The sequence below is a fragment of the Paraburkholderia sp. MM6662-R1 genome, from assembly GCF_050436245.1.
In the GTDB taxonomy this organism is placed as follows: domain Bacteria; phylum Pseudomonadota; class Gammaproteobacteria; order Burkholderiales; family Burkholderiaceae; genus Paraburkholderia; species Paraburkholderia tuberum.
Genome location: NZ_JBNDLV010000001.1, coordinates 682,042 through 707,965 on the forward strand (window position 1 = coordinate 682,042; position 25,924 = coordinate 707,965).

Sequence of the window (25,924 nt, forward strand, 5' to 3'; positions counted from 1 at the left end):
CGACCGACAGCGACCTCAACTCAGCCGCTCAACATGCATTCTTCCAAAAGACCGTTTCCGAAGGTAAAACGGTCCTTCGCATGCAGTCCGACGGCTATTCAGAGCAAGCGCCGTTTACGCTCGTGGTGTATAGCAGCGAAAGCCGGAGATTTTCGGCACTTTTTGATTCCGTTTCTGCTTACGGCGAAAGCACATGACAACATGTGCTCGAAAGCGCTGTCGTTATCAAACATTTTGGCGGGAGACGGGCGGGGCAGCGGGTTGTCTATGTTTTGCGCTGATGCACATACCTTCGCGTGCGTGGGGTCACACCGGCGCGAAACCGGAAGCGCCGGGGCGTGGTCCTTGTACACTGACGGGTGCGCGAACAAATGGGGCTCACGATGACGAAAGATAGAGTGCCGATGTATCCACGGGATAACGCGGGGTCCTTCAAGGTGCCGGCGACGAAGGACGGGGCGATTCAACGTCTCGTGCCGCTTGGAGACCACATGGAAATCTATTCGCCCGAGGAAACGTTCAGGATGCAGACGCCTGAATCGATCGACCCCGACCGGACGAACCCCAACGCGATGTTCGTCAACGTGAAGATAGCGGACGTAGGATCCTCGTCGCCAATTATCGCCCGCACGCTGCTCATGGCGAATGACATGCTGCATAACCGGACTATCTTCCGGGACGACGCGCACATAGACGCGGCGCTTAAGCTCATGCACCGGATCAAGACTTCACTCCTGCACTGCGAGCAGGCGGCCGACGAACTTATCAAATCGGTACACGCTCAGTGTAAGAGTTTCGGCCAGACGGAGCAGGCAGCAAACGCCCGAACGTATGCGAACTTCCCAATCGTCGCAGATCTCGACGCGAAGGTGACCGCGTTCTTGATTCCCGCACGTCGGGCCATCACGGATATCTGTCAGATCCCCCAGCACTTCTGGAAGCTCGGCAGCACACATAGCAACTTGGACCACCTGCTCGACAAAGAGATCGCACCACTGCTCGGCGAAAAGCATCTCATGGTGCAATGGTTCCGCGAAATGGTTCCGACCATCGGGCGCATCGTGAATTTCCGTAACGGGCAGGAACACGTCGGTACGACCAAAGGGCGGCCGCTGGTGATCGAGAATTTCGACATGCTACCGACGAACGAAGTCCATGTGCCAGTGTGGTATCTCGAAGGTGAACGACCAAGCTCGATCGCCGATGAGATGCCGCGCATGGTCAATCAGCTTTTGCAGTTCGCGGAGACGATGTTCGTCGCGTGCGTCGATGCCAACCTGCCGACATTCCCTCCGATGGTGCTGCAACGCAACGAGAAGCCAGACCCGCTGTGCCCGATCTCGTACACGCTGGTCATCGACGCGAGCCGCTTCACATTTCCACAGTCAGCTTCTCCACAATCTCAGCCTCCTGAATCGACCGGCGGTCAATGACAGTTCGCGGGAGTACGACGACGCAATGAGTCGACATAACCACAATGTACCTATCGGAGGTCAGAAATGCGCCGGAACAAGAGGAGATAGCCCATATGCACAACGCGTCATTCTGGCGTCGCTATTTTCGAAGCATGTTCAAACCGCATCTAGAGCGGACATTACAGGTGCTCGAGCATCGTCTTCTCCCGACCTTCGACGGGATTGAAACTGAAGCGACAGCGCTTCAAGAAAAGACGTACAACGAGCTGGTGTCGATGCCGCTTGATCCTGACGTAGTCGACGAGTCCATGCTGGCCGAATCTGCGTTTGAAGCTGGCTACGCGCATTATTCCGGGATGGAAGCCGTCCGGCAGTCGCTCGTCAATTCGTTTGCGCCAATGCTTTATCACACTTGGGAGCAGCAGCTGTTGGCGTTCCACCGTAAGGAAGTTTTGCACCCAAATGAAGAGCACAACAATGATTTCTTGAAGCTATCAGTGCTGCGCAAGCGGCTCGCGGCCGACGGTCTCGACATTACCCAATTGCCAACTTGGTCGCGCATCGACCAATTGCAGTTAGTAGCGAACACCGTGAAGCATGCTGATGGCGACTCCGCCGATAACCTGAAGGCACATCGCCCCGAGTTCTTCGAACCGCATCATGCGAATGGGAAGCTCACCGCGATGCCATTTCGTTATGTCCCAAGCGTCTATCGGCCTATGTCGGGCGAAGACCTGTATCTAACGATGACGGACATCCAGGTGTACGGCCGTTCGACGATCGAGTTCTGGGATGAGTTTGCGGACGCTCTAGAGCGCGCGTAGCGTCTGACCGCTTGTTGGGGTGGAGTTGCCATCTGAATGTCTCGTCTATGAATCAGACGAAGGTCCCTTCATGGCCGATGCATCGGCCACCGCATTGACCATCGATCCCAGAAATACCGGACGAACCGTTTTGCATCGGCTGCTGCCATCCGCCAGTCCGCCTGAACCGGCATGCCTCCTCGTCGCAAGCGGCTGCTTGAAAAACACGGGCCCAAGAAAGGCGAGACAGAAGCCGACAGTAATGAACGGCTCCTCCGGCCAGACGCTTGTATAGCCAAGCCAGATAAGGGCGACGGGTCGGATGATGACCTCGAGGAGCGTCCCGGTCGACGCTAGGTGGGTGCGAAACGCCGATCCAGCGAGCCCGGCCACGCGAAGATTTCAGAGTTGTCCGACGGCTCACCAAGAGCAGACGTAGGAGACTTCGCCGCCGGGTTTGCATCCTCTGGGACCCGGTTTGTCGTAGTTGGCACCTTTCCGCCGCGCCCTGACCGGGCGGCGGTTTTTTTATCTTTTCGGCGAATTTCTGGGCGGACCGATAGCGACCCGGAGCTGCCGTTGGATTCCGCCGCGGCAAGTGGCAGCTTTCAAGGTGTGACGGTCATTCAGAGGGGCAGGTCTCCGCCTTCCGCCCCAGCTTTCGCAAGTGGTCTGTCTTTCAATCTCTAAATGTTGCGAAATTTCCATTTCAGGCGACGTGGCCTGATAGGTCTGGTTGTCATCTTGCTGGCAGACTACTGTTCGCACTGACGCTGCACCGTGCGCCTGAGTGATGGACATGTCCAGTGGTTGCCAGCAAGCAAGCGATTTTCAGCGATGCGGCCAGACACCCGTCCACACCGCTCCGAAAGGCAGTTGGCAATTGAAGTCGGTATCGCATTGGCCTAGCGGAATCATGAAATCGGTCGGTTGAATCGGCTTGCCGGGGTCTTTGATGCACCCACAGTCGAGGGAAAGATTGACCTGCGTGTTTTCATCAATGGTCACGTTCGGGGCAATAGCTTGTGCGGAAATTAATTCGAACCGTTGAGGCGGGTCCGGCCGGTTCACCGCACCTACTACCCCGAACAGCTGAACCTCTTGGCTCTTATGCCCGTTGTTGAACACTTCCGCGTACACGTGACCGGATACGTAGCACTGAGGCATGATCTGAGTGAGGGTCACCTTGAAGTGACGCTCACCGTGAACCTGCACTTCTTCGAGAGATGGCTTGCTGATTACGATCTTTCCGAGGTTCAGGCTTTCCCAATTGGCGGTTTTCTGCGCCGAAAATTTCGGGTAAGGTCCGTCGCCGTCGTACCCTGGACATTGCGCCGACACGCTGTCGGCATGTGAAAGTCCCACGTGCAAAATGAGAACCGCACCGAGTAGTGCGACACGACGCCACGAACGTGTTTCCATGGTCGGCATCCATCAGGTATGCGAACAAAAGACTTCGATCATGGGCCGATCCGCGGTCGAAATCCCGCAGCCCCGATCAAGCGCGCCAGATCGCCAATTAAATGGTAGGTCACCGCTGTGGCACTGAAGGGGGATACCTTCTGTTCAAACCTACATCTTGACTGTTCAAAGCGATCGCAACTCGTGCACGCCCAGCTTTCTGTCGCGGAGATAGGATCGCCCTTGAACAGCACTCGTTTTCGGGGGTCCTGTGACCGTTTGTAGAGGCGGACGTCTGAAAGTCCGACCGATGGTGCGGGCGAATGACGCTTCATGGCCCTTGGCCATCGATCCCAGAAATGTGCGACGAACCGTTCTTTATCGGCTGCTGCTATCCGCCAGTCCGCCTGAACCGGCATGCCTCCTCGTCATAAGTGGCTTCTTGAAAAACGCGAGCCCCAGAAAGGCGAGACAGAAGCCGACGGTAATGAACGGATCCCCGGACCAGATGCTTGTTAGCCAAGCCAGATGAGAGCGATCGGCTCGGACGATCACCTCGAGGAGCGTCCACGTCGACGGTAGCGGCGCCTCTCAGTACTGCGCAGCATCACAGATCACCATTCCTGCGCCGCATAGGCCCGATTAAATCCCCGCCGGGTATCGATGCCGAGACGCTCCGGATCTCGGTCGTGGGACGCAGTACGGCCACGTCCGGTCATTCACATGCAGGCAACGATAGACATTTAAACGGCCGTTCCGAACTCGACGTCCGCGGGCATCAGCGGCTCATGACCTCGCAGGTTCGCCCAACGGTGCAGCATCAAACTAATGCTCCATTTTGATGTTGCTGGACCATCGAACGTAGTCTAAGTTAAAACGACGTGCTCGCGCCCGGCAACGATGAGGTCGTCACCATTGCCGGACGCATGCCGCTACGCAGGTGTTCGGCCAGGTTTCCAAGGACGAGCAACATGATGCTCGCCAGAGCAACAGCATAAACCCTGTCCAGACCTAAAACCGACACTGAGATGCGTGGAACTCGATCGCCTAGGCCGACGCTCGCGCGGGCGATGTCGCCGTGACCCGGGCGTTCTCTTGCCTTAGGAGGGCATATGCCAGCGCGCAGCTTTCAGGTTGTCATCCAAAACGACAGTGCATCACTGACCCTCAATAAGACGTTTGATCACCTATGCAGCGGCGTGTACACCGCAGGGTGGCTCCCTCCTATGAGCATTGCACCCGGTGCTTCTGGGGGAATCCAGAGCGAAAGCGATGGTTTTATGGCCCCAACAGAGGCGTACGTTAAGTACGATGTGGATAATGGCGCCGGCAAACAGGGCATGCTGTACGTGTACTGGCACAACCCATGGGCGGGCAATACGACGTATAAAATCGGTACCGACTACACCGACATACTGCCCGATTGCGATTACTCCCGCCCTTCTGGGAGTTCAAGCGCTTTCAATGCACCCGGACCCGGCCTGGACTTTACTTGCACTTACCAGTTCTCCACCGACGCCAGCGAGGCGCAGACCCTGCCTGAAGTAGCTATCCTCGCGGGCGTCACCGTAACCACCGGAGTGGGAGGGGTCCTGGCGGCCATTGGCGAACTAATCGGGACTACAGGCATCGCACCCCACGCCTTCCTCAAAATACAAGTCTCCGACGCGTTGAATGCGCCTCCAGTTGCGCCACAATTGTTTGGCGAACAGGTGGACAGTGTCTCGATTGCCCTATTAACCAAGTCAACTCCGCAAGATTGGATGGGTCAGTGGAATTACGATAATGGATTGGTCGACGTTATTATCCAAAAGGCCGCTAGCGGTTTGGGTCTTCAGGCCATGGTCAACGACGGAACGACAAAACCTCCCCTTTCTTTTGAGCAGGAATTTGTCATCGGTCCGACGAGTCTTGTGGGACCAGCACGCGCAGGGCTTCAGGCGCTCATCGAGCAGCAAACTCAAGATCCTCAACTACGCGCCGCATTTGCGACTGCAGCAGAGACAACCATTCAACTTGCGGCAAAGACACCGCTGTCATACCGGTCAGCGTTAAATCATTTTCAAAATCTTGTTGCGGACGTGAAAACGAGCACTCCGACATCCGTAATTCAGGCCCAAGCAGTCTATGTTGGACGTGCGCTAGGGACGTTACTTAACAATCAGGGGGCGGCCGTCTACCTGAACAATAATGTCGTATTGCTACTATACGGCCGGTTCGCAAACGCCCGTCAGATCGGATCACAGATTCAATTCCAGAGATTCGATAACCTCAGTATGCCGATAACCGATGTCACACTAGCCCACGGTGGTATAGCGCAGTAAGTCGCGAAAGAAAACCCCGATGAGCGGAGTGCCTTAGGAGCAGCCGTTGAGCCAGCCTCGAGTCGATCGGCCGCGACGGGTCGAATGCGGAAGTTCGACATCGAACCGCTGCAGTCGAGAGCGGCGTTATTCTGGCGCTGCTGGGTTTGCGCGGACAGCATCCGGGCAGTTGGCGATAAAGGCCCGGTCGTGGGCGATGATCTGACGCTTCGTTTCGGGCGTATCGTCCGGGCTCGCCAAGATGAACTTCACCCACTCGCAGCCCTTGTCGACGATCTTCGTTTGAACGGGGGGCGTCGACGATTGTTGAGCGGGCTGCAACACCGTGCAGCCCGCCAACGACATTGAGACAAGCACCGGCGCGATTTTCATGGCTGCTTGTCCTTTCGCAGTGCGCCGAGCCGCTCGAGTTCGGCATCGAAATCGCCGGGCGCAAGCGCAGCCGCATCCTGGTCGGCCTTCGCGCGATTTGCTATCGCCTGCTCCCCTGCCTGCGCCGCCGCGGCGTTAGCCTGGTCAGCGGCGCTGCGCACTTCTGCCGCCTGCTGTTTTGCCTGCGCTTCACCGGTCTGTGCCTGAGCGACCCTCGTATCAGCAGACTTCGTCTTCAGCCAACCGAACAGGACGCCGCCCGCGAGACCGAAGAGACCAATCAACGCCGGCCACGCTTTCTTCAATAGAACGAACATTTCACACTCCAAAAGCACGGTTGACTTGCCAGCCATATTCGAACGCCTCCTGCGACGGGGTCTTTTCGGCCAGCTCGATATAGCGCACCGACTGCTGCGCACGGATCATGTTCAGCAGCACGTCCCGACCGGCAGCACCCCGTTGCGCGTAAAACGCATTGAGTGCAGCAAGCGTCAGCGGTCCGATACCTCCATCGACGGAAATATCCGAGAAGGCTTTGCCCTGGTTGTTCAGGACATTGAGTGCGCGCTGCATGTACCGCACGCCCGTCGCCGGCCCCATATTCACGCCGATATCGAAAAGCTTCTCGGCAAGGTTCGCGTCGATCGAATAGACCTGGTCGAATCTAGGCACGACCCAGTAGCGTTGGCGGTAGACCTCGACGGCCGTCGATCGCGGCATGTCTTTCACCGCCCCGCTATAGCCATACGCACGCGCGGTGGCAGCAGTGATGCCCCAGATGGTTTCGCCACCGTTGTCGGCCGGATTATTCGAATACTCGCCTTCCCGCCCGATGAGCGCGTCGATGAGATCGTCAGGCACGTTTGCCATGTCTCTTCCCTCCTTTGGTCAGGCTGCGCTCGGCACGACAACGCGCTCGCTCGGCGCGGCGGCGCTCGAGCGCGTCGACAAGCGTGCGCCAAAGTGGGCGCAAATCACCGCCGTACAGATACACGACCCACGCAATTCCAATGTTCGACGTGAGTTCCGATGGCTCAACCGGTGTCTCGTAGTGCCCTGACCAGATTCGCAGTGCCAACGCTGCATACGAGCAGCAGATCGCCGCGCGCAGCCAGCGAACGGGACGCTCGACGGTCGCGCCCCGCGGGATGCTCGCGAAGACGAGCCGCAGCGAGATGTACAACGCGACGATGCCGTTAAGAAGCAGCAGCACGAAGTCCAGACCGTCGCGTGCATGCAGATAGCGCATCGCCATGTACACGTACCGCAACTCGTTCGACAGAAACGCCCACACGTCAGTTAGCAGAGCCATCATCGGATTTCCTCCCCGGCAGTTTTCCCAATGCCCACGATCGCACCTGATCGAGCGTCGCGCCCACGTTCGCCTCGATCCAACTAAGAACGAGATCGGTAATCGTGACGATCGAAGCAGCGCACGCGAACCCCGCCAACCACGACGGCAACCCGGGCCAATGCTCCATCGCCCACGACGATAAGGAGAAGCCGCCGAGCAACGTCACGATCGAATAAACGAACTTGCGAAACCACGACGGCTCATGCGAGCGCATCATGAAAACGCACGTCCCACACACCACACCTACGACGAGTTTTGGATCAACCTGTGAATGCAGAAGCGTGATCAACACGCCGCTCGTCATTCCTGCACTGATCGCCGCCCCCGTCGATGAAACAGGCTCTGTCATTGGCTCTCCGATAAGAAAGCGGCCACCAAATGGCGGCCGTAAACGAAAAAGCCGCCCGAAGGCGGCGAATCTGAAAGCGTTAGAACAACATGCTGCTACGTTGATGTTTGCTCCGCCGGCCATTCAATCTGCGGCATCCCCGCAGTGAACATCGCGAGCGCCGGCAGGCGCTTCTCGCCGCTCCGCACCGCTGCGATTTCGGCAAGGCCGTATCCCCACATTGCGTCGCGCCAGTCGCGCATTGCGCGGGCCTCAGCGGCAAACGTTGGGATGCTGCTCTCCAGATACGTGATGCCCGACTTGATGTCGTCGTAACCACGGCTGCGCGCCGCGGCGTCCATCGCCCGCTGCAACGCGTCGACGTAGGCGGTTGCGATCGTGTCATCGTCCGTGACTGGTTCAGCGCGCGCAGTGCGAACCACATCGCCGTCCAGGTAGGGTTCGACTTCGACGCGCTTAGTGAGCGCGTCGAACTGGATATCGTCGGCAACGGGATAAACGTGGTTATCCGCGAGCCAGGTTGCAGACGGCGCGCCACCGGCAAAACTGACGTTCGGGAACAGATTCCCAAGCAAATCAATCTTGAACGAACCATCGGGATTCTCTATTGCGTATCTCATGGAGTTCCCCAGTAAGCCTGCTGGTTTTGATAGAGGGCGCCTTCCGCTCCGGGCGGGAGGAGGATCGCCTCAGCGAGAAAAGCGGTCATGATCGAGCCGAAGGTCCCGGTTCCGGGCTCATATGGGACGCCCAGCACCACGCTATCCACCGTACCTGCTGCCGACCCGCCCGTGCTGGATGTGTACCGCGAGCCGTTAAGCCAGAGCGTTAGCGGGTTTTTCGAAAGAAGTGCGCTCGCGCTATTGAGGTTCGTCGGCGACGCGTTGCCTGAACTTCCGACGGAGTAGCTATTCGATAGAACGCCATAGATCCGTTGTGACGCGACAGTACCGGAAGTTACGAATCCGATCTCGTATCGGATCTGGTCGCTCGTCGCTGGCGTCCTAAGGAATGGGTATACGACGCCAGTGCCGCGCTGGACCGTGCAGTTGAATACGGTGTTCAGCGTGAAGGGATACGTGCCCGTGTTGATATCCGGCAGCGGCGCGCTCAGCGTCTGAGCGTTTCCACTGTCGTCGTAGGAATACGACTGCACCGCCGGTTGACCGTTGACCAGGACCAGTACGCCACCCTTGGCGACGTACGGTTGCGCCCCTGCCATCGCCGTTGCGTGATACCCCTTTCCGCTCTGGTCGTACCATGTGCTGACCGTGGCGTCGCTCACGCCTACAAATTCCATCAGCGCCGCGATATCCAGATCGCCCTGCGGCGTAAAACGGATGTTCCGTACTGCGCTATCCGATGCACGCACGACTTCAATGGCTGGCCCCCGCCAGCGGCCGGTAAGCCGCCTCAGGCTGTATGCAGCGACGGGCGAGACGCCGAGCGTGTCGAGCGGACCAATGAAAGCCTCTGTCGCCCATCTGAGACGTTTCGCGAGCTTGCTCATTGATCCTGTCCTGCCACAAAGCCGAAGTAGGTTTGCCCCCCGTCCTGTGTGTATATCGGGAACGTGTCAATCCGACCCTCGACGTTGGTAAGAAATGGCGCCGTGCCGCCAGGCCAACGAAGGTTCGACGGCCACGTGATGGCTGCGCCCTCGCCTGCATCCACGAGCAGGACAAATTCCCCCGCAGTGCCTTCAGGAGGTGGGTTCGCGAACGAAAGCGCGCAGGCGACGCCCGCATTCAGCGTCACGTTGTAAAGGATTTCGGGGGTACCGCTGCCAAGCGGCGCAAGGTCGAGCGTGATCTGGGCGGCCGACGCTACGTTCTTGATCAGCGTTGCTGGCAGCCCTTCAAGGTCGCTGTACTGCCCCGACGTTGCCACTTTCGCGAGCTGTGGCTTGTTGAGGATCTTTGCGATGCCGTCTTCCGCACCCCAGTCCGCGTTCACCTGCGCTGCCGGAATATCCGGCTGGTCCTCCAAGTCGTCGAAGCTTCCGCTCGTTGCGACCTTCGCAAGATTCGGGCGATTGAGAATCTGGCCCGGCCCGCTTTGCGCGTCCCAGTCGGGGTTCAGCGAAAGCCAGTTGCGCGCGCTGCCGTCCGTCGCGTCGGGGTCCGTCGTGTTGTTGTCGCCGAGGTTGAACCAGAAGCCCGACAGGTCCGCGCGCAACAGCACCGCGCCCTGCGGGTAGCCGCCTACGTTTGGGTCGTTTGCGAATGAACCGTTATATGTGAAAGACCCGCCCAACTGCGCCCACCGAGCGGTGAGCGCCAGCAGATAGAGAATTCCATTTACGTCCTTCCCAAACGGTGGGATGCCGCCTTTCAGCGGGTCGGTCATCGTAAGCGGCGGAAAGCCGTCAACCAGGGACGCAGCGCCCTTCGTCGTACCGATCTGCGATTGTTGCGGGATGTCGTTGCGCTGGCCATGCTGTGCAAATGGCACAGGCATAAGCGTCGGAAATTGTTTCGCTTCCATGTGGCGTTGCCTTTAGAGACTGACTACGTTCGAAGGAAACGTTGCGGCGTTGCCCGCCTGCAATTGCGCGAGCGCCTGCTTGCATGCCGACACATACTTCGCGGCGGCTTTAGCGAATGCCATGAACGTGGCCGTATCAGGAAACACATGCGGCTTGTCGCTCGTATCGGTCCACGGCAATGTCGTTTGACCGTTCGTGAACTCCTGATATAGAGCGACGAACTGCGCTTCGGCGCTCACGGTGGACACCTCGCTCTCCGACACGCCGTACGTCCCATTTAGCGCGGGGGTCGCCACGCAAGCGACCTCGATGCCCTGCGCTATCGCCGCCGCATATTGCTGGCCAGGAGTCAGCGAAGGCTCGACATACGCACCGATGTCTCCGTATTTGCCTGCGACAAGATCGGCGTATATCTGGCGTCCGTGGTCGACCGGATCAGCTTCCGCCGCGAGGAAAGGAAGTGGCGTCGCAAATTCTGCAAACTGAACCACGCAATGAATCGTTTTTCCGTCTGCACTGGCGAAGACCGGATCTGTAATGCTTGTGTAGTGCATCATGCAATCCGTTGAGCGAGAAACAGCTGGATTGAATTGCTCCCGAAGGCCTCGTAGGGATTCGTGAGCGCGAGCGTCCGCCATGTGCCCGGAAGGGCAGTGTTACCGGCAGCGCCATAGGCGATAAGGCCGGAGACAGTTGAACCAAGGCTATTGGCTGCGCTATTGGAACCGACGCACAATGAGCCGACTGTCGCAAAGCCGACGTCATAAGTCAGATAGTTCCCAGCTGGCTGCTTGCCGTTGACTTGGCTCTGAAGATCATCGTGGACGCCGTTTATGTTGTTCTGTAGGTTCCGGACGTTGGCATTCAGTTCTTCTTCGAAGACGAAATTGCCAAGGTCGATTGAGTCAACAGTGGCGGAAAGGCCAGCGCCATTCGCGCGCCAGCCGACATGAACCTTGTTGTCCGCCTGACCGGCGCCCCCACCCTGCTCGACGGGGGTGAATCCGAGTGGGGCCTGGAAGGCGGGCTTGTTGAGGATCATCCCTGGCCCGCTGTCTGCGTTCCAGTCGGCGTTGAGCGCAATCCAGTTGCGCGCGCTGCCGTCGGCTGCGTCCGGGTCCGTCGTGTTGTTGTCTGCGAGGTTGAACCAGAAACCCTCGCCGTCCGCACGCAACAGCACTGCTGACTTTGGATAGCCACCAAGATTGGCGTTGCTCTCAAACGCCGGATCGTACGTAAATGAACCGCCGGCCTGCACCCATCGCGCAATGGCAGACAGCAGGAACAGGATACCGTTGAAGTCCTTGCCGTCAGGCGGAATGCCCCCCTGCGTCTTGGGCTGCATGGTGGTAGATGGGAAACCATCGTTCAGCGATGCCGCGCCGGGGGTCTCCGCGGCCTGCGATTCCTCCGGGATCGTGTTTCTAAGCCCATTTGCCGCAAACGGCACAGTGACAAGAGAGGGTTTCTGGTTAGCTTGCATTCAGGACACCGCTGGAAAACACGCCTTGGTTAAATGGCTGGAAGTCGTTGGCCTCGTTCGAAAAGCCAAATACATCGTCAGATGCTTCGACGATGTTGCACAACACACCTGTCGGCCGCGGAAGCACGCCGGATTGCGTCAGGATCGCAACCTCCAGAACCGACAGCTCGAACTCGAAGACGTACTGCATGGTCATTCGGCCAGTGTCGAGGACATAGCAGCGGCCCCGCCCGGCGAACAGATAGCCGAGCAGCTTGTTCAGCGACGCGCACGAACAGTCAGTAATGTTCGCCATCGCCTTTGTCATGATGAGCGTCCGGTACGTCTCTGGATCGACCTCGACGTTTCTAACGACCGGTGGGGAACCGTCGTTGAACACACCGTAGTTGAACGGCTGCACGCCTGTCGTCGGACGGGATGCGTCAAATGCTTCGGCAAACCCAAACTGTGCGGGCGGTAGTGCGGCCTGCACCATGCGCGAAACGTTGACGATCTTCCCCCAGATCTCGAGACCGTGGATATTGGCCGTCTCGACATTCCAGATCGTGTTGAAAAAATTATCGAGGTCCGCTCCCGGATCGATGCACTGGTTCAGGTAATCGATCAACCCGGTGATGGTCGGACTATTTGCGTACTGCGCCAGCAGCGTAGCTTCCACGTTTCTCATAGCTACACCTGCACCACAGCAATGTTGGACGGATCGAGCGTTGGATACTGGTCGATGCCGAACGACAGCGATGTCTGATTGACGTTGATCGGATCGAAGCCGAGCGAAATGGAGAAGATGTTCACGTTCTCATCTGTCTCAGCCACGCCGGCGTAATACCGACCTGCGTACGTCGTGGAGCCGATGCGCGCCCTCGCGCGACCGTCGTCGCCGTTGAACGCCGCAAGGATGGCCTGCTGGATCAGCTCACCGACGTTTGACGGCAACAGGTCATTGGACTGAATCTGAACCATGAAGTAGCACTGGACCGGCGCCGCAGTCACCCACAGAATTTCATATTGGGGCTGCGGCTGTTCGTAGCTGGTGTCAAAGACGATGTACGAGGTATCCCCGTTGTAGTCGCAACCCGGTGCCTTTTTGTTCCAGATCGCCTGCGCGATCGCCGATGGCTCGCCACCGACGACCGATACAAACAGGGAATGCGCGAGCAACGGATAGTTCGTCGCCCCGAAAATCACCACCTTGCCTTTCGGGTTGTCGAGTACACAGGCGTCGAGGACGTTCGGCACCGACAGCACCCTCGCGTACACCGATTGCACCATGTTGACCGAATTCGCCGCGACGGAAAGACGTCGCCGCGCTTCGAATGCTGCGCGGCTCTCCACGTTTTGCCCGGGGAATCCCGCTGTCAGGTTCGTCACCCGATCCCAACCCTGGGCGGCTGTGAAAATCCTCGACAACGCCCCAATCGGGCATGCGATTGGACCGGGCGTCTGGCATTGAAACTGCACGTCGACGTACCCCGACGCGCCAATCGTCACCGCACTCTGCGAGCTATACAGATAGCCGTTGACGTCGCGCGCGACGGAGCCCGCCGGAATGGGCGATTCTACGAGCCCATAGCATCGGCCCGTAACAACAGTCCCCGTCGCTGCCATCCGGTCTAGAAAATAGATGCGACCGATGGCATCCTGCCAGCGGCCCGAAGCGTGGTCAGGATCGACCTGATTCGCCACTTCGAGCATGTCATCGTTCTTGCTCCCGATGACCGCGGTTACCGACTGCGCGAGTTGCCCCTGCGGGGTCGTGAGGCCCGGATTGACGCCACCACCAAATGCTGCATCAATGTCGGCCTGTAGACCTTCCAGCACTGCTGATTCAGCCGGCACGACCGGCCCCGCATCGGTCCATTCAATCGCGGGTACATTCGTCGTTGCCATCAGAAGCTCACCATTTGCGAATTGCCGCTTGCGTCGGTCACATCAATCTCACCGCTTATCTTCCGGTCGGCGATCGTGAGGCTCACCACCGTCGCTGAACCTACGTTGGGAACGGTTCGCGCGGCCTCCTCGAGCTTTGCTCTCACGAACGACGCCGGCGGAAGTTGCCCAAGCATGTTTTGCCAGTAGGGAACGCCGAGCGTGGTGTCGTACCAGCACTCGCCGAGAAAGGTTCGGATTGCGCTCGCGACGTCCTGCGCAATCTGATACGGCTCGGTCGCGATCGCGATATTTCCGGACGCATCAAGCACTAGATCCCATGCCGTGCGGTCCAGCAAAAGCGTTTTGGTCATAGATGGAACGCATGAATGCCGAGAGCTCCAGCCGATGGGTCGGGGGCTCTCGCCTGTTGCAGATTGATGATTTGCGCTACAGCGGCGGGCTCGTAGGAGTACCCGGCGGTTCGGAGGTGTGCCGGTGCGTGTCGTCAATACGCTTGCCGTTCGCGAAGACCTCTCCGATGAAGTCCACCGCGCCTGTGATCGTGGCCGCCAAGCCCTCAGCGGCACTACCCGCCATCCCCCCAAGCCATGTCAACAGACCACGAATCGTCACCGCAGCGCTGAATGTCGATTGGGGACTTGTCACGTTGAATGCCCTCGATGCATCGATAACCACTTCTGGCGCGATGAACCGGATGCGCTTCGGCGAGACAATATCAATACCGTCGTCGGCGTAGCAGACGTACTGGCTAGGCGCGCTCGCCGCGACCACTGTCGCCACATAGAACGAATCTGACATATCGTGTTTGCGCAGGCTCCCCGGTGCAGCCACGTCGTTGTTGGCGATGACCGACGAGCTATCGCGATCGCACACCGCAACGAGGCCGATATCGCCCTCGGCAGGGTCGAGAATCATGGCGTTGGCGCCGCCTTGCATCCGCATGTACTTGATGCCCCGAATCGTGTCGTGCGGAATCACGTTCCCAAGGCTGTCGAGCTGGGAAACGCATGGCTGAACATCGACGGTTCCTATACCTGCGACATCGCCCGCCTGGCTCGCGCTGACGACCTTCGCGAGATAGCAGGTGCGTACGTGTGCCAGAGCCTGCGCGACAAGCAGGCGCGCTTGACCGTACGCGGCAAAGACTTCCGGAGTGAGCTTAGTTGACACGGCAGTAGGTGAATCCTGGGAGGTTTAATCGAAGGTCGGTGAACCAACCGCCGTTCGGCGTCAGCGTCGTCAGATCGTGGGTGAGGCTGATGATCGACCACTTGCCGGTCGCAAGCGGGATGATCGACTTGACGTTCACCTGGCTCCCGTACAGCAGGGCGGGATCGAACTCGGCGCGAACAACCATTCCTGTTGGCTCAAACTTCGGATAACCGATGAGTCCCTGACCGGGCGCCAGATTGACTTCAGGAAGCTTGGGGAAGCCGTCTGCAGGCCAGATGTGCAGCACGCGCCGATGGTCCAATAGCGCAACCGTCCGGCTCGCCATTGCCAGCCGTTCGATCTGATCCATCGTGCTGCCCCACAGGTATTGACCGGAGATCTTCGCGGTGACGCCGTGATCCTGAAACGTCAGGCCTGCCTGCTGAGCAAGCCCTGCAATGAGACTTCTCACGTCGAGCGTGCCCTCATAGTGCTTGGGCGCGGCGGGCGTGACTTGCTCCATCAACGCGCCGCGCCCGGTCACCACGAACGAGGACTCACCGTTGTCATCGAATTGCGGGACCGCGCCAAATATCGTTCCGTCGAAAACGGTATAGAGCATCTCGCCCGCGTTGCCGGCCGTGACCGTGATCCTGTTGGTGGCGTTCAATACCCCTTCCCGGTTCCAGATCGTCAGAGCGTTCATATCCAACAGGCGCATCCCAAAGATTCGGATCGCAATCGCGTAATGCGCAAACGCTCCGCGCGCCTCTGAACTGATCGACGCTTGAATGCGATGCCTTTTCAGAGACAGCGTCTTGCTTCCACCAGGGAAAGCGTCATCGGCAAGCGTAAACTGCACGTCGATCTGTCGTTCCTTGAACGTCACGACGCCTCCTCCACGTATCGCAATTCCCAGCGCGACCCGAGTCCGGTGTATTCGGGGTCGTCCGTGCCTTGCAAATCCACGAAAACGAGATCGCCCTGGAAGCCCAGATACGCCTGCCGCACGAGAAAAACACGATCGCGGCACAACACGGCTGCCATCACAAGTCGGCCTGCGACGTACAGGTCGAGATAAAGCCCAGTGTTTTTTTGGTACACCTTGAGGCCGCAATTCTGGAGCGCGAGTGTCAAGGTGAGAGTTTGTGAAGGCTTTGCTGTCAGCGGAATGGTTTGCATTAGGTGAAGGCCCCGACGCCGGCCGTCTCGAGCGTGGCGCGCACACCGGACATGACCTGCGTCATCTGATTGCTGATAGTCGACGTGATCTTGCTCACATCCTGATTGACGGCGCTATACACGCTCGTCACGGAATTGACGGCCTGCTGTAGAGGCGTCTGCCGGTTCGTCGCCCTGGGAAGGTCCGACGCGGCCGTATCAGCAGTACACACTTGCCCCTGACTTTGCGGATCCGCGCCCGAAGGCTGCGCCGTGTCCGTGTACGACGCGTATGCATCCACACGAATCTCTGCGAAGTGCACCTCGGCGACGATCATGCTCACGCCGTTCGTGCTCGTCCGCTTGTAGTCGACGCGATCTACGTTGTAGCTGGGATAGACGAACTCCGGCGAGATGATGTTGATGAGCTGGAGCGAACTCTTCAGCGACTTCACCGCGATAAGGAACGCCGAAAGGTTCATGTTCTTTCCGCCGCAACTCAGCCTCAACGTGAGGTCCTCCGGCAGCGCGATCTTGTTGTAACTCGAAAAGCTGCCCTGCTCTACGGGTGCAGTGCCGACGCGCGCCTCACCCTTATAGCTAAGGTCTACGACCGAATCTGGCGTGACAAGCGCGTTGCCGTTCCGGTCGGCAATAATCCACTGCGGCGCGTTGCTCGGCAGCAATCCGAAGTAGTCAAGGCCTTGCAGCAATTGCGTCGCGCCTGTGCGCACGCCAATCGCCGTCGGCAGCCGGTTGAGGTCCGGCACACCGGGCAACGCCGGCACATCGGGAAAAGGGATTAACGGCATTCTCGCAACCAAAGAAAAAGCCCTCGGGAATAGTCGAGGGCTCACATAACAGAATTTGACAGTCAGTTATTTCGGTATAGGCGGCGGGCTAGAATCCCGGCCATCGCCACAGGAAAACTAAAAGATGAAAGCATTCGTTGTGGGTATCACGGCTGCACTTGCGTTAAGTTCGATTTCCGCACCGGCAGCGGCTCAATCCTCCTTTGAAGATCAGCAGCGGATCCAACGTGCAATGGAAGACTGCAGAATTGCTTATGGCGTCTATGCTCAAGCGGCGATGGTTCGCGATGCCGGCGGCAACCCTCAAGATGCGCTGCGGTACATTTTGCAACTGGTATCGAAGAATCCCGAAGATCAGCGCCCTACTGAAAAAATGATTAAGGACGTAGTGAACAGGGCCTACTTCGACGAGCAATTCGTGCGCTTGTCCCAGGACGACTTCTTCTCTAGCAGCGACGCGGAGTGCGGTCATGCACGAAACTTTGCCCAGCCAAACCACAAACTTAAGCCGCTGAAGTAGCGGCTTGGCATGCGCAGTCACGTCACCGGAATCGCGCTGTTCGCCATAAGGCCATGCTGATTGATTTCAGCGCGCATATCCGACGCGACAGCGCGGCCGTCGTTGGTGTTTGAGCCGTAGACATTCACCGTGCCGATGTTCGTTTCGACAGTCGAGGTCGTCGTCGTGCCCCCGGCTTGGGAGCGAGTCGCGGCGGCGTACATTGGCGCGAGCGACGCGCCGTCGAGCGAGGCGTGAAGCGAACTTGCGGCTGAAGAACGCTTCTCGATCTCGGCCGCAACATTCAAGGGACGCTCGTACCTCGATGAAATAATGCCGCCCGCCTCACCTGCTGAAGTTGTTGCGCGCAACGCTCGCCCGGCGGCTTGTTCACGCCCCTTGGTCAGTTCATAGTTCACGAACTGCAACTGCTCATCGAGGGTCGAGTTGTGTATGTCCTTGCCGAATACGCGCTTGAACTCTCCCTGCCTGTCGGCATGCCATTGCGCAACACCGTAAGCGGCTCCGTTGTCGCCTTTGATGTTTGGTCGCAGCCCACTCTCGACATTCAGGTTCGCGACGATCCCGCTCGCCTGCTCTTTCGTCCACCCCATCCGCATAAACGCGGCTACCGCCGCCTTGGCGTTGCCCGACGTAACAGGTCCGCCGGATGACATCTCTGCCGCGCTCGCGTTCGTAGATATCGCATTCGCAAAGTCTTTGGCCGCGTCGACAAGCGCCTTGGATGCGGTCTGCTGAGCAGAGGCTGCATCGCTCAGTTTGCCGGCGGCATCCTTCGACACCTGCGCTGCCTGTTTCGTGTCGCCGGGCCACTTTCCTCCCGCCGCCCTCTCGGCCGCGCGAATCTTTTTGAGCTGCTCATCCTCGCCGGTATTCAGATTCTCGGTATGGAACATGCCCCATAGCGCTGCGCCCACCGGGCCGAGGAACCGCAACGCGCTACCGCCCGCCGCCGCTGCGCCGCCAGCGCCCGCGGCAGCCTCGACGCCTGCCGCACCAGCCGCACCTGCTGCGCCCACCTCTGCGCCCGCACCGGCAAACATGCGCAGGAACTTGGACGCGGCTGACCGGCCAAGCAGCCACGTACCGATCGCGCCGATCGTCCCAGCGCCGGCGACACCGACGGCGGCACCCGTGGGATGCTCTGACGCAAAATTGCCCAGCGCTTCAAGCCCCTTCGTCGCTCCCTTCATCGCGGCATCGAAGCCCGGGAAGTTCTGCAGCGACATTCCGATCTTCGTCTTGAGGTCTTGATAGGCTTTGTCGAGCCCCTTGGCATCCTCCGCTGCCTGATTGTTCGCGCCAGCAGCGTTGTTGTAGGAGTCAGCGATTCCCTTCGCGCCGCTCTGGACGAGCTGGATCATCCCCGAGCCAAAACCAAGCGCCGGTGTGTTGCCGAGAAGGTTGGCAATGTCGGCGTTTGACTTGCCCTTCATCGAACCCGCGATCTGCGTGAAGATGTCCTGAAACGATCCCTGCATCAACGCGTTGTTCGAAACGCCGACCATCTGCATCCCGGCCTGCAGCGTCGCGTCGGCCTGATCCTGTCGCCCGAGCTTCACATCGGAACGGAATTTCGCGATGCGTGCGGCAAACTGATTAAACTCAGCAGGGTCGCCGCCGAGCTTCGTCATGACGTTCTGCCACTTCTTCAACTCGTTCGCCGAGTATCCAAGCAGTTGCGATTGCGTCTGGAGCTGCGAGAGACCGCTGACGGTCCTCCTGATCATTTTCCCGAGGCCAGTCGCGGCGAACGTGCCGGCCGCCATGTCCAGCAGTTCCAGCTTCACTTTGCCGTACTGCTCGGCCAGCTTCTTCGCCGCCTGTTCCTGCTTTTTTACCTGCGCGATCTGAGCATCGGCTGCTTTTTTCGATGACTCCGTGATCTTCTTGGTCACCTCATTCTGCGTCGAAACCATCCGCTTGCCGGCCGCCTCAGCATCGTCCGCGCCAGCCTTGTAGCCGGACGTGTCGAGTTTGAGCGTCACGAGCAGCGCATCAATGATCGTCGCCATTTCGTACCTTGTTCTGGTTGTGGATATTGACCGAATGGACCTCAATCATGTCCCACATGTCTTCCAGGCCATACACGGTTTGCAGTTCGATCAGCGTGCACAGTCCGCTGCTGAGTGCGAACCCAATCGAGTGCGGCACATTCGCGTAATCCATCAGCGGCACATTCGGGCCGTCAGGGATGCCGAAATCCAGTCCTTGACGGCCGTCTAAAAACCCGTGTGGAGTCGAAACACCTCACGGCGCAGCACCACGCGCGTGACCACTTCCTCGATATCGTCGGCAACGAGGCCGCGCACGACTTCTGGCTTCGAAGGATCCGGAATGATCGAGACGCACTCCATCATTTCGTCGATGAGCGGCTCGGCTTCGTGGAATTCGACACGCATCAATGCATCCAGGCCGACTCGTGCCATCGCGCCCATGCCCTCACGAATCGCGCTCTCAGGAATATTCATCCCTGCGCGCCCGAGAGCGAGCAGCGCGCGAATCGCCCACTTCTCACCGCGCTCCGCAGGCATTTCAACGAGCTTGAAAACCTTTCCCTTGTCGCGGCCCTCGGCCTGCACGGTGTAGGTCACAGACTTTCTGGTCATGCTGTAGCCTCGCCGATGACCTGTTCGAATGCGATTGTGAACGACACATACTCGAGCACTTTTTTCGCATTCACCATCTTGTTGCCCGTTCGCAGGATGCCGTTCATGAGCGAATAGCGGCGCGCGATTGAGGGAATCGAAATCGAGCCGTTGCAGTAGTACACCTCGCGCGCGGTGCGCTGCGCTGTCATCCAGTTCTCGAAGACCGGCAGCGACGGCGAATCGGGCATGATCGCCACCCGCAGCATCGTCGGGTTAAAGATGAAACCGCCGCTCATATGGCCGTCGACGCCCATGACGATCTCGGCCATTTCCACCGCCTCGGCGCTGAATGCGTCGTCAGCCGCATAGCCTTGAATTGTCTGCGGCGTGGGATAGAGATTCGTCACAGCAAGACTGAAAGCCGAGTTTGCCGAAGTAATTGTTGCCATCGAGGCACTCCAAAAAAAGCGAAAACCGCCCGAAGGCGGCTTCCAAATGCGTAAGCGGAACCGTTACGTGGTTCGGTCGGCGTCACACCACACAGACGCTCGCGAGGTCGAGCGCCTGCATGCTCTCGCCATCTGTGTAGTAAAGAGTCATCGGCGGGCTCCCGCGCGCAGCGCGGATATCCGCCGTCGCCGGGGCGATGTAGAGGTAAAAGCCTTTCGCCTGAATCGTCATCGAAGCGTCGAAACCGAGTGCGTTCTGGATCTGTGCGACCTCGGAATACGAGAGCTCGATACCGGTGCGGATCGCACCGTAGTTGAGCGCTTTACTGATCGGGTCGAGGCACGCGGCGTCGACCAGCGAATCCCCCTGCGGGTTGTAGGGCAGCGAATTGATCGACATGAGCAGTTGGACCATCGCCAACTGCAGGTTTGCGTTCAGCCAGATCTGGTTGAGGAAGCTATCGAGCCAAGCCCAGGTGCCCGAAATCACGCCGGCGTACATGAAGTTCCACGATGCGGTGGAGTTCGCGTATACGCCATAGAAGTTGTAGCCGTTTGCCTTCAGCGCGAGCGCATCGGACGCGCTGTTCACCGCCGGCAACAAGCCCGACTGCGTGCGAAACGCGAGCGTCGCGCGACCATTGCGGCGGTCGAAATCGAGCGACGCCGCGAACCCGAGGATGAACGCGGCGTGCGTGTGGTCACCGAACAGCGGCACAGTGCCTTCCATTTCCGCCTGCTTCACCGCGTAGCCCCACGTCGTCGTCGAACCCGCCACCTTCGCATTCGGATCGGAGTCGTACCCGACATACGCGAACCGCTCGCCAGTGCTATTCGCCCACTTCGAAAACTCCGTTTTATCGGCCGTCTCCGGTTCCCACGTCGTCGTGAACAGGGCCCAATTTTGCGTCAGTCGGTCGACGAGGTTCGCCATGAACGTTCCGGGGTCGTCCGCATCTGCGCCGGGAGAAACCGTGGCACCTGCTGCTGTCGTCAGGCCGAGCACATCGGCAGGCGAGCCCGGTACTGGTAGCCCGCCGGGACTCGTGACTGACGACGACGCGCCGGTCGTGCCGCTCGTGACGACAAAAGCCTGACGCAGCGAGTCGAAAGTCACATCAGCAGCCAGGTCCGCGCCCAAAGTCTGCGCGGCATCGGAGAAGCTGGTGACGTCCGACAGATCCACGTTAGCGTCCTTCTGCACGCCGTCGATCACAATGCTGAACGTCCCGCTCACAGCCCTCAGCTCGTCGAGCGTCATCGAGGCGCGCGACGCGCCGCGCATCGACCCGGATGCCGCCTGCTCGTTGAATCGAACGAGATACAGGGTGCCCGGCGTCTTCGTGCCGTTCGTGAACCCGCGGAAGTAGATGTTCGCCATTTCGGCTTCGATGGACTGCGCACCGGCGTAACTGGCAACGTCATCAGCGATGGCGAAGGGAATCGCCTGTCCGTTCGGAATTGCCGCCGATTGCGACACAATCAGACCGTTCAGGTTGACGGCGTTGCCCGAAGCGCTAAGCACGCTCGGCAACACCCTCACGATCTGCGAGATGGGAATAGCTTGGGTCATGGGTGCTCCAATGACAATAAAAAAGCCACCCGAAGGTGGCTCTGTGTGCAGAGACGATGACGATTACTTATGCGCTAGACGGTCGACATTGATCAGGCCGTTCCACGCCTGTCGGACCGTAGTTTCAGCCGTTACCGGGTTGCCCGCGGTGCCGATTTCCAGGCTGTCTGCGAATTCCTGCGCAACCGTGACGACAGGCTTGATCTGTAATTGAAGGTCGATCGTCCATCGGCGCTCGACCTCGTTCTCGGCATTGCGAAACGGCACCTGTCGCGCTTCGCTTGTGTAAAGCGGCGCGATCTCGATGCCGGATGCGGCCAGTGCATCGACGCCGTATGAGTCGCGAAACAGCGTCGTGATGATCTGTGCGTTGTCGGCGCTTGCCGGGCCGTGCACGTCGAGTTGCACCGTCAGCCGTGTCGACTGCGACACCTGCTTCACGGACGGTGCGGCGGGAAACCCGTCGCTATACCGCGTGACGTTCGTCGCGAGGCGATCGCGCAACAGTGGCCACATCACGACGAAGTCAGGAGATTGCGGCTCGGACACCCGGTTGTCCTGTCCCTGCACGACCTCGATACCATCGGCCAAGATGCCGAGCAGGAACGCGCGCAGCGCGGCGAGCGCCTCGGATTCCGTGAAGGAAAGTTCTGCGCGCATCGGTCAGTCCATCTGCAACTGGATAGCGAGCGCACACCAGTCGGCCCACGTTTCCATGACCTGAACGACCTTCCACGTGGTGCCCTGCAGGGACTGCGGCACAGAATCCGCAAGGGCGAAGACACAAAGGTCACCGCCCTGGTTGTCGCGCCGGTATACGCCGCGCCAGTCACCATTCAGGTAGGCCTTGCGCAACACGCCCTGAATGTTGAGCCCGTCGAGCTGCTGGAGCTCGGCCGCGCTGAGCGCCTGCACCTGCACCGTTTCGCCCGACTCGGAATAGTCCGGAGTGCGCTTCCCGTCGGCCGCGGTCGCATAGCCGGTGCTGCGCTTTAGCGTCACCTCGACGAACGGATTGACGGTGCCAATCGCGCCTGAGACGATGTTATGCAAATTCATTTTGTCACCCGGTGGCTCGTGCTGTTCATCATGTGCCCACTTTCGATTAGCGGGTCGTTGAACCCTTTCTGTGCGATGGTTGATGACGCGTTTTGCGGGTCGGAAAAGTCGCGAATCGATTCCTGCAACTCGCCCTGAATCAATTCGCCCATCTGCGCGAGCGCGAGCGGCGCGTCATAGTCGTTGGCCTTCAGCAACTTGCCTATGTCGCTGCCCCAGTGCCCGCTTTCCTTCTGGACCATGCCGCGGAAGTACGGTCGCGGTGGGATCGTCACGGTATGCTCGGGCACGAGGTGAGTCGTCTCGAAGTTCGATTGCGCGTGTTTCACGAACCGGCCGCCCTTCAGGAAATCCCCCTCCTTGTTGACCTTCCGGTGCAACGTGACTTCGTGCTCGGGGATCGTCACATCGCCGCCGAACTCGTTCATCGCGGCGATCAGCGCGACAGGCGTGCCATCGGGATAGGTCGCGTCCTCCATGAATCCGACTTCCAGCGTGCCCGGCTGCGCGATCTTGGCCGCGAGCTCGCGCAGGTATGCCTCGAGCTTCTCGCCACCCGAAAATGCCTTGCCTGCCATCACCACCTCCACCCGCCGCGCCCGCTCCACGGGTTGACGATCGGCGCCGGGCCCGGCACGTAGCGCATCGAGCGGTACTTCGCTGTCGCCTGCCAGAACGCCAGCCCATATTTCGACTGCGCGTACCACTGCGCGCTGCCCGCCGGCAGATCGAGTTGCGTCTGCACCGACACGCTGCCCTCTGTCGCGCCACCGATCCTGCCCACGAGTAGCGACGAAGCCTGGCCGTTCAGCGGGGCGTTCAAGGCCGCGATATGTGCCGTCACCATGTTGAGCAGCAGCGCGCGCTCGCACAGATCGCGCACAATGCTCTGCGGACTGTTATCGCAGTAGAGCTGTGCCTCCTTGAAGTACTCCTGCGCCAGCTCGGCGCTGACCCACCGTGCGAGTTCCGGATAGCGCGTGCTCCAGCGGGCGTATGAGAACTGAACCACGCCAACGCAAACCATGATCAGGTCGCCCGCTTCATGTCGGAGGTGGACAGACCTTTCGGCAGGTTGGCCGGGTCGAGACGCTCGACATTCGACTTCATCTTTTCTTTTTCGCGCGCCTCGGCCAGCGTGCTCGCGTGCTCGACGTGCGCGAAGATCATGCCGTTGACGATGAAGTCCGCCTCGCTGTTCTGCTCGAGCCACTCCTCCCAGAACGCTTTCGGGATGCCGCGGGTGATCGCATAGCCGAATTCGATCTGCTGGTGCGGCCCTTGGTTCTGCGGGAACGAATTCCCCTGAATCTTGAACGTCTTCGCTCCGCGGCGCGGTTCGGCGATCTTGTACGTGCGCACGCCGCCGCCCATGACCGGCTCATTGCGCTCGCGGAAATCGTAGAGCCGCATGGTCAGATCCATCGGCAATTTGGACGCGACACTCACGACGGCGGTAGACGCTACGTTGTTGCCCTTCCTAAGGGTGTTGGTGGATTCTTCGGTGGCCACATTTCTCTCCGGAAATAAAAAAGCCCGGGCACGCCGGGCGCGAATTGCTCAAATCGGTCAAATGCTCGGTCGTTACGCGCCGACCATCGTCGACATCGCAAATGGCTGGCGCAGGATGAAGCCCGACGACCCTTGAGCCATCTTCTGACTCCACGAGGAAAGTCCCGGCACCACGGGGCCTGCCCACAGCTTTGCGTTGAAGCTGCAGTAACCGGAGTTCTGACCGCCGGCGTCCGGGCACCAGCACTGAACGATCTCGCCGATGGCAGACCCCTGCGGGTTCTGCGGCGAAAGCGCTCCGTACTGCATAGCTGTCTTGACCGTCAGATTCGGGAAGTTCTTCTTCAGCAGGTCCGCCACGTTCACGTTGAAGGTGTTCGTTGCGGTCATCGCGCCTTCACGGCTCGGCGACATGCCGAGAACGAATCGCGACTTCGTGTTGATGCGGCCTGCGGACTGATTGATCTGCTGGATCACGAGCGCCTGGACGTCCTCGAAAATCTCGTTCGCGCTGGCATTGATCGACGTGCCATTCAGCCACGCGACGCCGCCGTTCGCCTTCGGAATCGGTGTGATCGCCTCGTGCAGCGAAGGATCGTTCAACGCACCGTAGTTCTGCAGGCCGTCGACGCCGCGGAAGTAGGTCAGGTTGCCGAACTTGTTCAGGCCGTCGATCGCCGCCTGTTTCTGCTCGGCAACGAAACCGATCTTCGCGAGCCCAACGCGCGCGATCTCCAGTTCACCGTATTCGACGATGGTTTGATAGAGATACGGCTGCCGTTGCGGAAAATTCGTGTTGATACCGGCACGACCGTTGTTGTTGAAGTCGCCGTAACTCGACACCTCGTACGTGCGTTCGACCACCGGGAAGATCAGCGCGGACGATGTCCATTCGCCCTTCTTCTCCTCGCCGAAGATCTCCGCCGCCTCGTTGGGTGCGGTGAGAATCTGCAGAATGTCGGGGTCCGTATAGAACGTGAGGTATGCCGGAATGCCCGAGTTCGGCGTGGTGATCAATTCCGGCTGCGCGTCCATCGCCAGATTGATGTCCTCTTTCCATTCGGGACGGCAGAACGCCTGCGAGCCGGGAAAGTTGATGCCCCAGCGGGTTCGGTGATAGTCGAGCGCGACACGCTGGTCGTGCGGCGCCATGTCATACGCCATTTTTTTGGCCATGGTGAATTCCTCGAGCAAAAACAAAGGCGCCCGAAGGCGC

Annotated in this window: 33 protein-coding genes; 4 read left to right on the top strand and 29 right to left on the bottom strand. The window is 59.3% G+C overall.

Features of this window, described 5'->3' with window-relative positions:
- Positions 1–491 precede the first annotated feature (491 nt).
- A complete protein-coding gene (locus tag OKW39_RS03175) occupies positions 492–1,433 on the top strand; it encodes a hypothetical protein (protein ID WP_429562020.1) in 942 nt (313 codons plus the stop codon).
- Between the two features lie 95 nt (positions 1,434–1,528).
- Positions 1,529–2,239 (top strand): hypothetical protein, encoded by a 711-nt coding sequence (locus tag OKW39_RS03180; RefSeq protein ID WP_429562021.1) that lies wholly within the window; start codon positions 1,529–1,531, stop codon positions 2,237–2,239.
- Positions 2,240–3,049: 810 nt separating this feature from the next.
- Here OKW39_RS03180 and OKW39_RS03185 read toward each other — a convergent pair.
- The gene (locus OKW39_RS03185) at positions 3,050–3,640 is read right to left on the bottom strand and encodes a hypothetical protein (RefSeq protein ID WP_429562022.1); all 591 of its coding nucleotides are present in this window, start codon (positions 3,638–3,640) and stop codon (positions 3,050–3,052) included.
- Positions 3,641–4,731: 1,091 nt separating this feature from the next.
- On the opposite strand from OKW39_RS03185, the gene OKW39_RS03190 reads away from it, so the two are divergent.
- A complete protein-coding gene (locus OKW39_RS03190) occupies positions 4,732–5,943 on the top strand; it encodes a hypothetical protein (RefSeq protein ID WP_429562023.1) in 1,212 nt (403 codons plus the stop codon).
- A 126-nt stretch (positions 5,944–6,069) separates the two neighbouring features.
- Here the strand turns inward: OKW39_RS03190 and OKW39_RS03195 are convergent, their stop codons facing one another.
- From OKW39_RS03195 to OKW39_RS03275, 17 genes are all read right to left on the bottom strand, one after another.
- On the bottom strand, positions 6,070–6,315 hold the full coding sequence (locus OKW39_RS03195; RefSeq protein ID WP_429562024.1) for a hypothetical protein: 246 nt from the start codon (positions 6,313–6,315) through the stop codon (positions 6,070–6,072).
- On the bottom strand, positions 6,312–6,632 hold the full coding sequence (locus OKW39_RS03200; protein ID WP_429562025.1) for a hypothetical protein: 321 nt from the start codon (positions 6,630–6,632) through the stop codon (positions 6,312–6,314). Before OKW39_RS03200 ends, OKW39_RS03195 begins: the two co-directional genes overlap by 4 nt.
- A gap of 1 nt (position 6,633) precedes the next feature.
- Positions 6,634–7,185, bottom strand: a complete 552-nt coding sequence (locus OKW39_RS03205) for a glycoside hydrolase family 108 protein (protein ID WP_429562026.1) — start codon at positions 7,183–7,185, stop codon at positions 6,634–6,636.
- Positions 7,169–7,630, bottom strand: a complete 462-nt coding sequence (locus OKW39_RS03210) for a hypothetical protein (protein ID WP_429562027.1) — start codon at positions 7,628–7,630, stop codon at positions 7,169–7,171. The genes OKW39_RS03205 and OKW39_RS03210 overlap by 17 nt, the downstream gene beginning before the upstream one ends.
- Positions 7,611–8,018 carry a putative holin gene (locus OKW39_RS03215; protein ID WP_429562028.1) on the bottom strand — a complete coding sequence of 136 codons (408 nt, stop codon included), beginning with the start codon at positions 8,016–8,018 and terminating at the stop codon, positions 7,611–7,613. Before OKW39_RS03215 ends, OKW39_RS03210 begins: the two co-directional genes overlap by 20 nt.
- Positions 8,019–8,113: 95 nt before the next feature.
- The gene (locus OKW39_RS03220; protein WP_429562029.1) at positions 8,114–8,638 is read right to left on the bottom strand and encodes a hypothetical protein; all 525 of its coding nucleotides are present in this window, start codon (positions 8,636–8,638) and stop codon (positions 8,114–8,116) included.
- Positions 8,635–9,528: an arabinofuranosidase catalytic domain-containing protein gene (locus tag OKW39_RS03225; protein ID WP_429562030.1), complete on the bottom strand. Its 894-nt coding sequence runs from the start codon at positions 9,526–9,528 to the stop codon at positions 8,635–8,637. The genes OKW39_RS03220 and OKW39_RS03225 overlap by 4 nt, the downstream gene beginning before the upstream one ends.
- A complete protein-coding gene (locus tag OKW39_RS03230; RefSeq protein WP_429562031.1) occupies positions 9,525–10,367 on the bottom strand; it encodes a hypothetical protein in 843 nt (280 codons plus the stop codon). Before OKW39_RS03230 ends, OKW39_RS03225 begins: the two co-directional genes overlap by 4 nt.
- 150 nt (positions 10,368–10,517) lie before the next feature.
- The gene (locus OKW39_RS03235) at positions 10,518–10,997 is read right to left on the bottom strand and encodes a hypothetical protein (protein WP_429562032.1); all 480 of its coding nucleotides are present in this window, start codon (positions 10,995–10,997) and stop codon (positions 10,518–10,520) included.
- A 62-nt stretch (positions 10,998–11,059) separates the two neighbouring features.
- On the bottom strand, positions 11,060–11,989 hold the full coding sequence (locus OKW39_RS03240; protein ID WP_429562033.1) for a hypothetical protein: 930 nt from the start codon (positions 11,987–11,989) through the stop codon (positions 11,060–11,062).
- Complete coding sequence (locus OKW39_RS03245; RefSeq protein ID WP_429562034.1) at positions 11,979–12,656, bottom strand: DUF2612 domain-containing protein; 678 nt, start codon at positions 12,654–12,656, stop codon at positions 11,979–11,981. Before OKW39_RS03245 ends, OKW39_RS03240 begins: the two co-directional genes overlap by 11 nt.
- 2 nt (positions 12,657–12,658) lie before the next feature.
- The gene (locus OKW39_RS03250) at positions 12,659–13,876 is read right to left on the bottom strand and encodes a baseplate J/gp47 family protein (protein ID WP_429562035.1); all 1,218 of its coding nucleotides are present in this window, start codon (positions 13,874–13,876) and stop codon (positions 12,659–12,661) included.
- Positions 13,876–14,229 (bottom strand): hypothetical protein, encoded by a 354-nt coding sequence (locus tag OKW39_RS03255; RefSeq protein ID WP_429562036.1) that lies wholly within the window; start codon positions 14,227–14,229, stop codon positions 13,876–13,878. The genes OKW39_RS03250 and OKW39_RS03255 overlap by 1 nt, the downstream gene beginning before the upstream one ends.
- Before the next feature lie 76 nt (positions 14,230–14,305).
- Positions 14,306–15,049: an oxidoreductase gene (locus tag OKW39_RS03260; RefSeq protein ID WP_429562037.1), complete on the bottom strand. Its 744-nt coding sequence runs from the start codon at positions 15,047–15,049 to the stop codon at positions 14,306–14,308.
- Complete coding sequence (locus tag OKW39_RS03265; RefSeq protein ID WP_429562038.1) at positions 15,039–15,920, bottom strand: baseplate hub protein; 882 nt, start codon at positions 15,918–15,920, stop codon at positions 15,039–15,041. Before OKW39_RS03265 ends, OKW39_RS03260 begins: the two co-directional genes overlap by 11 nt.
- Positions 15,917–16,213 carry a phage baseplate plug family protein gene (locus OKW39_RS03270; protein WP_429562039.1) on the bottom strand — a complete coding sequence of 99 codons (297 nt, stop codon included), beginning with the start codon at positions 16,211–16,213 and terminating at the stop codon, positions 15,917–15,919. Before OKW39_RS03270 ends, OKW39_RS03265 begins: the two co-directional genes overlap by 4 nt.
- Entirely contained in the window at positions 16,213–17,004 is a 792-nt protein-coding gene (locus OKW39_RS03275) for a hypothetical protein (RefSeq protein WP_429562040.1), read from the bottom strand. Before OKW39_RS03275 ends, OKW39_RS03270 begins: the two co-directional genes overlap by 1 nt.
- Positions 17,005–17,128: 124 nt before the next feature.
- Here OKW39_RS03275 and OKW39_RS03280 point away from each other — a divergent pair, with 124 nt between their 5' ends.
- On the top strand, positions 17,129–17,524 hold the full coding sequence (locus OKW39_RS03280; protein ID WP_429562041.1) for a hypothetical protein: 396 nt from the start codon (positions 17,129–17,131) through the stop codon (positions 17,522–17,524).
- 17 nt (positions 17,525–17,541) lie between these two features.
- Here the strand turns inward: OKW39_RS03280 and OKW39_RS03285 are convergent, their stop codons facing one another.
- From OKW39_RS03285 to OKW39_RS03335, 11 genes are all read right to left on the bottom strand, one after another.
- The gene (locus tag OKW39_RS03285; protein ID WP_429562042.1) at positions 17,542–19,539 is read right to left on the bottom strand and encodes a phage tail tip lysozyme; all 1,998 of its coding nucleotides are present in this window, start codon (positions 19,537–19,539) and stop codon (positions 17,542–17,544) included.
- Positions 19,523–19,693 (bottom strand): transglycosylase, encoded by a 171-nt coding sequence (locus OKW39_RS03290; RefSeq protein WP_429346359.1) that lies wholly within the window; start codon positions 19,691–19,693, stop codon positions 19,523–19,525. The genes OKW39_RS03285 and OKW39_RS03290 overlap by 17 nt, the downstream gene beginning before the upstream one ends.
- Before the next feature lie 53 nt (positions 19,694–19,746).
- The gene (locus tag OKW39_RS03295) at positions 19,747–20,118 is read right to left on the bottom strand and encodes a hypothetical protein (RefSeq protein WP_429562043.1); all 372 of its coding nucleotides are present in this window, start codon (positions 20,116–20,118) and stop codon (positions 19,747–19,749) included.
- Between the two features lie 11 nt (positions 20,119–20,129).
- On the bottom strand, positions 20,130–20,564 hold the full coding sequence (locus OKW39_RS03300; RefSeq protein ID WP_429346357.1) for a phage tail fiber protein: 435 nt from the start codon (positions 20,562–20,564) through the stop codon (positions 20,130–20,132).
- 82 nt (positions 20,565–20,646) lie between these two features.
- Positions 20,647–22,137: a DUF3383 domain-containing protein gene (locus tag OKW39_RS03305; RefSeq protein ID WP_429562044.1), complete on the bottom strand. Its 1,491-nt coding sequence runs from the start codon at positions 22,135–22,137 to the stop codon at positions 20,647–20,649.
- 63 nt (positions 22,138–22,200) lie between these two features.
- Positions 22,201–22,797 (bottom strand): phage neck terminator protein, encoded by a 597-nt coding sequence (locus OKW39_RS03310; protein WP_429562045.1) that lies wholly within the window; start codon positions 22,795–22,797, stop codon positions 22,201–22,203.
- Between the two features lie 3 nt (positions 22,798–22,800).
- Positions 22,801–23,196 carry a hypothetical protein gene (locus tag OKW39_RS03315; protein WP_429562046.1) on the bottom strand — a complete coding sequence of 132 codons (396 nt, stop codon included), beginning with the start codon at positions 23,194–23,196 and terminating at the stop codon, positions 22,801–22,803.
- Positions 23,193–23,774 (bottom strand): hypothetical protein, encoded by a 582-nt coding sequence (locus tag OKW39_RS03320; RefSeq protein WP_429562047.1) that lies wholly within the window; start codon positions 23,772–23,774, stop codon positions 23,193–23,195. Before OKW39_RS03320 ends, OKW39_RS03315 begins: the two co-directional genes overlap by 4 nt.
- On the bottom strand, positions 23,774–24,208 hold the full coding sequence (locus OKW39_RS03325) for a DUF4054 domain-containing protein (RefSeq protein ID WP_429562048.1): 435 nt from the start codon (positions 24,206–24,208) through the stop codon (positions 23,774–23,776). The genes OKW39_RS03320 and OKW39_RS03325 overlap by 1 nt, the downstream gene beginning before the upstream one ends.
- 17 nt (positions 24,209–24,225) lie before the next feature.
- Positions 24,226–24,708 carry a hypothetical protein gene (locus tag OKW39_RS03330; RefSeq protein WP_429562049.1) on the bottom strand — a complete coding sequence of 161 codons (483 nt, stop codon included), beginning with the start codon at positions 24,706–24,708 and terminating at the stop codon, positions 24,226–24,228.
- A 72-nt stretch (positions 24,709–24,780) separates the two neighbouring features.
- Complete coding sequence (locus OKW39_RS03335; RefSeq protein ID WP_429562050.1) at positions 24,781–25,884, bottom strand: hypothetical protein; 1,104 nt, start codon at positions 25,882–25,884, stop codon at positions 24,781–24,783.
- Positions 25,885–25,924: the final 40 nt, after the last annotated feature.

Bases quoted from the DNA above. Each gene is read 5' to 3' on its own strand.
- OKW39_RS03175 (WP_429562020.1), top strand. From the start codon at position 492: ATGGAAATCTATTCGCCCGAGGAAACGTTCAGGATGCAGACGCCTGAA.
- OKW39_RS03180 (WP_429562021.1), top strand. From the start codon at position 1,529: ATGCACAACGCGTCATTCTGGCGTCGCTATTTTCGAAGCATGTTCAAA.
- OKW39_RS03185 (WP_429562022.1), bottom strand. From the start codon at position 3,640: ATGGAAACACGTTCGTGGCGTCGTGTCGCACTACTCGGTGCGGTTCTC.
- OKW39_RS03190 (WP_429562023.1), top strand. From the start codon at position 4,732: ATGCCAGCGCGCAGCTTTCAGGTTGTCATCCAAAACGACAGTGCATCA.
- OKW39_RS03195 (WP_429562024.1), bottom strand. From the start codon at position 6,315: ATGAAAATCGCGCCGGTGCTTGTCTCAATGTCGTTGGCGGGCTGCACG.
- OKW39_RS03200 (WP_429562025.1), bottom strand. From the start codon at position 6,632: ATGTTCGTTCTATTGAAGAAAGCGTGGCCGGCGTTGATTGGTCTCTTC.
- OKW39_RS03205 (WP_429562026.1), bottom strand. From the start codon at position 7,185: ATGGCAAACGTGCCTGACGATCTCATCGACGCGCTCATCGGGCGGGAA.
- OKW39_RS03210 (WP_429562027.1), bottom strand. From the start codon at position 7,630: ATGATGGCTCTGCTAACTGACGTGTGGGCGTTTCTGTCGAACGAGTTG.
- OKW39_RS03215 (WP_429562028.1), bottom strand. From the start codon at position 8,018: ATGACAGAGCCTGTTTCATCGACGGGGGCGGCGATCAGTGCAGGAATG.
- OKW39_RS03220 (WP_429562029.1), bottom strand. From the start codon at position 8,638: ATGAGATACGCAATAGAGAATCCCGATGGTTCGTTCAAGATTGATTTG.
- OKW39_RS03225 (WP_429562030.1), bottom strand. From the start codon at position 9,528: ATGAGCAAGCTCGCGAAACGTCTCAGATGGGCGACAGAGGCTTTCATT.
- OKW39_RS03230 (WP_429562031.1), bottom strand. From the start codon at position 10,367: ATGACCGACCCGCTGAAAGGCGGCATCCCACCGTTTGGGAAGGACGTA.
- OKW39_RS03240 (WP_429562033.1), bottom strand. From the start codon at position 11,989: ATGCAAGCTAACCAGAAACCCTCTCTTGTCACTGTGCCGTTTGCGGCA.
- OKW39_RS03245 (WP_429562034.1), bottom strand. From the start codon at position 12,656: ATGAGAAACGTGGAAGCTACGCTGCTGGCGCAGTACGCAAATAGTCCG.
- OKW39_RS03250 (WP_429562035.1), bottom strand. From the start codon at position 13,876: ATGGCAACGACGAATGTACCCGCGATTGAATGGACCGATGCGGGGCCG.
- OKW39_RS03255 (WP_429562036.1), bottom strand. From the start codon at position 14,229: ATGACCAAAACGCTTTTGCTGGACCGCACGGCATGGGATCTAGTGCTT.
- OKW39_RS03270 (WP_429562039.1), bottom strand. From the start codon at position 16,213: ATGCAAACCATTCCGCTGACAGCAAAGCCTTCACAAACTCTCACCTTG.
- OKW39_RS03275 (WP_429562040.1), bottom strand. From the start codon at position 17,004: ATGCCGTTAATCCCTTTTCCCGATGTGCCGGCGTTGCCCGGTGTGCCG.
- OKW39_RS03280 (WP_429562041.1), top strand. From the start codon at position 17,129: ATGAAAGCATTCGTTGTGGGTATCACGGCTGCACTTGCGTTAAGTTCG.
- OKW39_RS03285 (WP_429562042.1), bottom strand. From the start codon at position 19,539: ATGGCGACGATCATTGATGCGCTGCTCGTGACGCTCAAACTCGACACG.
- OKW39_RS03290 (WP_429346359.1), bottom strand. From the start codon at position 19,693: ATGGATTACGCGAATGTGCCGCACTCGATTGGGTTCGCACTCAGCAGC.
- OKW39_RS03300 (WP_429346357.1), bottom strand. From the start codon at position 20,564: ATGGCAACAATTACTTCGGCAAACTCGGCTTTCAGTCTTGCTGTGACG.
- OKW39_RS03305 (WP_429562044.1), bottom strand. From the start codon at position 22,137: ATGACCCAAGCTATTCCCATCTCGCAGATCGTGAGGGTGTTGCCGAGC.
- OKW39_RS03310 (WP_429562045.1), bottom strand. From the start codon at position 22,797: ATGCGCGCAGAACTTTCCTTCACGGAATCCGAGGCGCTCGCCGCGCTG.
- OKW39_RS03315 (WP_429562046.1), bottom strand. From the start codon at position 23,196: ATGAATTTGCATAACATCGTCTCAGGCGCGATTGGCACCGTCAATCCG.
- OKW39_RS03320 (WP_429562047.1), bottom strand. From the start codon at position 23,774: ATGGCAGGCAAGGCATTTTCGGGTGGCGAGAAGCTCGAGGCATACCTG.
- OKW39_RS03335 (WP_429562050.1), bottom strand. From the start codon at position 25,884: ATGGCCAAAAAAATGGCGTATGACATGGCGCCGCACGACCAGCGTGTC.